The organism is Symbiopectobacterium sp. (assembly GCF_047692315.1).
Classification (GTDB): Bacteria; Pseudomonadota; Gammaproteobacteria; order Enterobacterales; family Enterobacteriaceae; genus Symbiopectobacterium.
This window is the reverse complement of record NZ_JBLLJS010000014.1, coordinates 99,424-105,498: the sequence shown is the minus strand read 5'-3', so window position 1 is coordinate 105,498 and position 6,075 is coordinate 99,424. Positions and strand designations below refer to the sequence as shown.

The window sequence follows — 6,075 nt, the reverse complement described above, 5'->3', positions numbered from 1 at the left end:
AAGTCAACATCTTTCGTTCAACTTTCTAACTGACCTCGCAACCGCGAATCGCTGTTGCCGTGTCAGTGGAGGCGCAGTATAGACACTTCTCGCGCCCTGACAAGCGCTAATTTCAATTTTATTTCTGAGTGCGCATTTTTTCGGCGAATAGCATATCAAACCAGCATAGCTGACTCTGTTTTATTCCGATCGCCCCATTTTACCGCGCATTAATCCCCATTGACCGATGAGCAACCGACTCGCGCATCACTAACTCCGGCGTTAACACCAACACCGTTGGCTCCGTATCGGGGTGTTCCAGGCGATATAACAGCGTATCTACCGCCAGTTCTCCCAATTCATCTTTGGGTTGATGAATGGTTGTTAATAGCGGAGACATATAACGCGCCAGTTCAATATCGTCATAACCCACCACAGCCATATCCGCAGGAATAGACAATCCCGCCTGATAGAGCGCGTGATAAACCCCGACGGCCATTGCATCATTGCTACAGAACACGGCATCCGGCCTTTTCGTCAGCGACAGCAATTTACGCATCGCCTGATATCCGGTTTCAAACTCGAAATCGCCCAAGACAACATAGTCATCAGGAACGGGCAAACCTGCACGCTGCATCGCTTGCCGATAACCTAACAGTCGGTTATAGGCCGTTGTTTTATCTTGTGGGCCAGCAATACAGGCGATATTACGGTAACCGCTGTCGATCAGATGGCTGGTTGCAATATCCCCGCCAAGCAAGGAATTATCCTTGATAACATCGCTGACGCCTTCAAACGGCGACCAGTCCATCATGACCAGAGGAATTGACGGGTAACGATTAATGGTTTCAGAGGAAGGGCGATGACTCTCGGTGCACATGATTAGCAGACCATCAACCCGTTTTTGCATCAAGGTTTCCAGGCTACGGTCCAGCCGGTTATGATCGCCTTCAGTATTGCAAAGGATCAGGCTATATCCGCGCTCATAGCAGCTGCGCTCAACGCCACGCACCACTTCAGCATAAAACGGGTTGCTACTGGCCGTAAGCAACATACCGATGGTTTGCGTCTGATTGATCTTCAAACTGCGTGCCAGAGCAGACGGCGCATAGTTGAGCGAATCAACCGCCGCCAATACCCGCTCACGCACCGTGTCGCTAACGAAGCGATTGTTATTAATTACATGTGAAACTGTTGAAGTCGACACGCCCGCCAGGCGAGCAACATCCTTCATTGTGGCCACGTATCACCCCTGGGAGTGTAAAAATGCGTCGATCTCATTGCGCCACGGCACGGAAGGTTGAGCGCCAGAGCGAGTTACCGCAATTGCAGCGGCAGCATGGGCAAACTTCACGGCTGTTTGCATTGGTTGATTTTCCAGAAGTGCCGTTACCAGCGCACCATTAAAGGTATCGCCCGCCGCAATAGTGTCTACCGCCTGAACCCGAAAACCGGGAATGCGCTGACCTTGCCCGTTTTCACCCAGCCATACGCCCCGACTGCTCAACGTAATCAGCACAGTAGCAATGCCTTTATTATGCAATATTTGCGCAGCCTGCGCGGCATCTTGCTCGTTTTGTACGGTAACACCAGTAAGACGCTGCGCTTCGGTTTCATTCGGCGTAATCATATCCACCAGCGCCAGCAGTTCATCCGGCAAGTCACAGGCAGGAGCCGAGTTTAAAATCACGCGGGTTTGGTGCTGATGCGCTAACTGGGCAGCGGCAATAACGGTCTCCAGCGGAGACTCGAGCTGCATTAACAAGGCAGAAGCATCAATGATCTTTTGACGATGGCGCGCCAGAAAATCGGGGGTGACCGCCGCATTAGAGCCTGCATTAATGCCAATCATATTCTCAGCATCGCCATTAACAAAAATCAGCGCCACGCCAGTGGTTTCATGCGCAACGGTTTCAACGGCAGAAACATCTATCTGGTCGCGCGTCAGCTGCTGGAGAATACGGGTACCAATATCATCCTCACTCACACCCGCAATAAATGCAATATCAGCACCGCTACGCCCGGCAGCAACTGCCTGATTGGCACCTTTACCACCAAAAGCGACCTGATATTGCTTACCGATCACCGTTTCGCCTAGTTGAGGGAAGTGTGCCAGATTAAGGATATGGTCAGCATTAATACTGCCCAACACCACGAGTTTGCCCGTTTTCATAGAAATCTCCCCAAAAGTGATTAAAAGCGCCGCCTTATTTCGGAAGCGCAGTTTTTCTTTGTTGTAATAACTTATTCTTTAGCAACCAGTTTCAGGTCAACCGGGATAATGGCCTGCACCTTTTCACCTTTGATGACTTTGTCAGCGGTTTGCACACCGATTTCACCGATTTTTTCAGGGCGTTGTGCAACCGTGGCCGCCAGTTTTCCGCCCTCAACTGCTTTTACGCCATCCTGAGTGCCATCAAAACCGACCACCATCACGTCAGTTTTACCTGCGGTTTGCAGAGCACGCAGCGCACCTAGTGCCATTTCGTCGTTTTGTGCAAAAACGGCTTTTACATCAGGATGTGCAGTGAGCAGGTTCTGCATTACGTTCAACCCTTTGGTACGATCGAAATCGGCTGGCTGGCAAGAATGGCGAATTTATTTTTCTCAGCGGATTTCATGAATCCGGCTCCGCGCTCACGGGCAGCGGAAGTCCCTGCAATGCCTTCAAGTTGGATCACTTTGGCACCTTCACCCAATTTTTTCGCGATGAAATCACCAGCAACTTTACCGCCAAATGCGTTATCAGAAGCTACATGACTCACGACCGTGCCACTGCCCGCCACGCGGTCCAGCGTAATCACCGGAATGTTAGCTTGATTCGCCAGTTTCACCGCATTGCCTACGGCATCAGAGTCTGTCGGGTTGATAAGCAGCAGCTTGGTACCGCGCACTGTCAGATCCTGAACGTTGGAGAGCTCTTTCGCCGGGTTGTTTTGCGAATCCAGCACCACTAGGTTGTAGCCCAATTTATCGGCTTCTTTTTGCTCTCCGTCTTTCAATGACACGAAGAACGGGTTATTCAGGGTAGAAACCACCAATGCTATCGACTCTTTTGCCAACGCATTGGCGCTCACAGTGGCACTTAATGCAACAGCAGAAACCAGCGTAACCAGTTTTTTCATATTCATAATCCAATTCCTATGCGTGTGAATGAAGGTTATTTACTGCTTTTGTTATCTACCAAAACCGCCAGCAAAATAACGGCTGACTTAACGATCATTTGGTAGTAAGAAGAAACACCTAACAGGTTCAGTCCATTGTTGAGGAACCCAAGAATCAGCGCGCCGATTAGCGTGCCGACAATGCGCCCTTTACCGCCAGCCAAACTGGTTCCGCCCAGAACCACTGCCGCAATCGCATCCAGTTCATACCCCGTGCCCGCCGTCGGCTGCGCCGACGACAAACGCGCGACTTCGATAATCCCAGCCAGTGCGGACAACAACCCACATAAGGCATAGACGATAATTTTGACTTTATCGACGCTGATGCCCGACAAGCGTGTTGCCGCTTCATTGCCTCCCAACGCATAGATATAGCGCCCGAGCCGCGTGTGGTGCAGCATGTACCAGGCAGCAATAAAAACGATAACCATCAGCCAGATCGGTGTCGGAATTCCGAGAGGGCGACCAATACCAAACCAGCCGAAGGCATCGGAAACATCGGAAAAGCCGGTGTTGATCGGGCTGCCGTTGGTGTACACCATGGTGACACCGCGCAGCAGCATCATCACCAGTGTGGCGATAAACGCCTGCACTTTCCCTTTGGCGACAATAATGCCTGTGCCCGCGCCGATTGCCGCACCGAGCGCCAACGCGCCAAATACCGCAAGCAGCGCATTCACTTCCAGGCCAACAATTGATGCCGCCACCGCCCCGGTCAACGCCAGCAGCGATCCGACCGACAAATCGATGCCTGAGGTCAGAATAACCAGCATCATCCCCACCGCCATGATGGCGTTAACCGATGTCTGTTGCAGGATATTGAACAGGTTATTGACCGTGAAAAAATTGGGGCTCATGGATGAGACCACTGCGATCAAGATCAGCAGGGCAATCAGCGACTTTTGCTCCAACAGCCACTCTTTACTGAACCAGCACTTTGCCGTGATAGATTCGGAACTCATGTCTGACTTACTCCTGCTTTACGCTATATTGCTTGCCAACCGCAGCTGCCATCAGCACTTCCTGGGTTGCCTGCTCAATGGGGAATTCACCGCTTAGGCGGCCTTCATGCATCACCAAAATGCGATCGCTAATACCAAGTACTTCCGGCATTTCGGATGACACCAAAATGATGCTGAGACCTTCTTGCTTGAACTGGTTGATTAACTGATAAATCTCTTTCTTCGCACCCACATCGACACCACGAGTAGGTTCATCAAGAATCAGTACTTTTGGCCGCGTCATCAGCCCGCGAGCAATGGCAACCTTCTGCTGGTTACCGCCGGATAACAGGCCTATCGGCTGCGCCATTGAGGGGGTTTTGATATTGAACAAACGGATAAAATCACTGACGGCTGTGCGTTCGTCTTCATGTTTGAGTGCACCAAAACCACGGCTAAAATAACGCAATGCCGTCAAAGACATGTTCTCTTTGACGGACATCCCGAGCACCAGGCCATCACGTTTGCGATCTTCAGAGATATAAACGATGCCGTTTGCCAGCCCATCCTGCGGACTGCGCGTCACCACCTCACGGCCATCCAGCGCCACGTAACCGCGCGTGCGGGGTAGTGCACCGTAAAGGATCTTCATTAGTTCAGTGCGCCCTGCGCCCATCAGGCCGGAAACACCGAGAATTTCACCCTGCCGAAGCGTAAAGCTGACGCCTTCGACACCGGACCCCGTCAGGTCTTTAACATCCAGGCGAATATCTCCCGGTGCCGTATTCAAACGCGGGTACTGCTCTTCCAGCTTGCGCCCCACCATCATTTCAATGAGTTGTTCTTCATGCAGTTGGTTGACCGGGCGTTCACCAATAAACTGGCCGTCACGCAGCACAGTTACGTCATCGCAAATTTCGAAAATCTCTTTTAAACGGTGGGAGATATAGATGATGCCGCAACCTTGTGCGGTTAACTCCTTAATCACGGTGAACAACGACGCAGTTTCAGTATCGGTGAGCGCATCGATGGGTTCATCCATGATGATCACTTTGGATTCAAAGCTCAGCACCTTGGCAATCTCGACCATTTGCTGGTCACCAATCGACAACTCGCCGACCAGTCGGCGACTGTTGTAGCGCAGATTGAGCTTTTTCAGCAGCTTATCCGCCTCGGCGTACATCCTCTTCCAATCGATATGCCCCAACGTGCCGGTAAATTCACGGCCAAGAAAAATGTTTTCAGCAATCGTCAGTTGGGGAATCAGGTTGAGTTCCTGGTGAATAATACCGATACCCGCATGCTGTGAAGATTTTGGCCCGTTAAAGGCAACCTCCTCCCCGACAAAACAAATATGACCAGCATCTTTGCGGTAAATGCCGGTGAGCACCTTCATTAGGGGGGATTTTCCGGCACCGTTTTCTCCCACCAGCGCCATCACCTTGCCGGGATAGACATTCAGGGCGGCACCGGACAGCGCTTTTACGCCGGGAAAGGTTTTTAAAATCCCCTGCAACTGTAATAAAGGTTCCATCTCGGCCTCAGAAGGTTACGCCAGCACACAAAATAATATTGGCATAGGGCGAGCATTCGCCGCTGCGAAAAACGGCCCTGCTCTGCCCGCTTTGCGTCTTGAATGTCTCGTGACTGACATAGTGCAACGCAATGGTGTTTCCCTGATGTTGTTCAAGCTGTTGCAAATGCTCACGAATAGCTTCATGGAGCACCGGGTTCTTCTCGATAATCTCTTGCGCAACGATGGCCGCTTCCACCTGCATCTCCTGCGTAATCACGCTCAGCACCTGTATAAAGGTAGGCACATTGTGTGTTAACGCCAGATCAACACGGGTTGTGGTTGCAGGAATGGGTAACCCAGCATCACACACCACTACCTGGTCGGTATGCCCAAGGCGGGCAATCACGCTCGAGACTTCGGAATTGAGTAGTACGCCTTTTTTCATTATTAACTTCACTCGCCTTAATCTCTATAG

The 6,075-nt window shown here is 51.3% G+C and carries 5 protein-coding genes and 1 pseudogene; all 6 read right to left on the bottom strand.

The annotated features are described in order from the left end of the window. Positions 1 to 199: 199 nt before the first annotated feature. Positions 200 to 1,222 (bottom strand): ribose operon transcriptional repressor RbsR, encoded by a 1,023-nt coding sequence (gene rbsR / locus ACMZI0_RS08100; protein WP_415672566.1) that lies wholly within the window; start codon positions 1,220 to 1,222, stop codon positions 200 to 202. Positions 1,223 to 1,225: 3 nt separating this feature from the next. Further along, positions 1,226 to 2,152, bottom strand: a complete 927-nt coding sequence (gene rbsK, locus ACMZI0_RS08095) for a ribokinase (protein WP_415672565.1) — start codon at positions 2,150 to 2,152, stop codon at positions 1,226 to 1,228. A 71-nt stretch (positions 2,153 to 2,223) separates the two neighbouring features. Then, positions 2,224 to 3,110 (bottom strand): annotated as a pseudogene (rbsB, locus tag ACMZI0_RS08090) (ribose ABC transporter substrate-binding protein RbsB). 29 nt (positions 3,111 to 3,139) lie between these two features. Further along, the gene (gene rbsC / locus ACMZI0_RS08085) at positions 3,140 to 4,105 is read right to left on the bottom strand and encodes a ribose ABC transporter permease (RefSeq protein WP_415672564.1); all 966 of its coding nucleotides are present in this window, start codon (positions 4,103 to 4,105) and stop codon (positions 3,140 to 3,142) included. A 7-nt stretch (positions 4,106 to 4,112) separates the two neighbouring features. Beyond that, positions 4,113 to 5,618 (bottom strand): ribose ABC transporter ATP-binding protein RbsA, encoded by a 1,506-nt coding sequence (gene rbsA / locus ACMZI0_RS08080; RefSeq protein WP_415672563.1) that lies wholly within the window; start codon positions 5,616 to 5,618, stop codon positions 4,113 to 4,115. 7 nt (positions 5,619 to 5,625) lie between these two features. After that, a complete protein-coding gene (rbsD, locus tag ACMZI0_RS08075; protein ID WP_415672562.1) occupies positions 5,626 to 6,045 on the bottom strand; it encodes a D-ribose pyranase in 420 nt (139 codons plus the stop codon). Positions 6,046 to 6,075 lie beyond the last annotated feature (30 nt).

Coding starts and splice junctions, on each gene's coding strand:
- rbsK (WP_415672565.1), bottom strand. CDS start 2,152: ATGAAAACGGGCAAACTCGTGGTGTTGGGCAGTATTAATGCTGACCAT.
- rbsC (WP_415672564.1), bottom strand. CDS start 4,105: ATGAGTTCCGAATCTATCACGGCAAAGTGCTGGTTCAGTAAAGAGTGG.
- rbsA (WP_415672563.1), bottom strand. CDS start 5,618: ATGGAACCTTTATTACAGTTGCAGGGGATTTTAAAAACCTTTCCCGGC.
- rbsD (WP_415672562.1), bottom strand. CDS start 6,045: ATGAAAAAAGGCGTACTACTCAATTCCGAAGTCTCGAGCGTGATTGCC.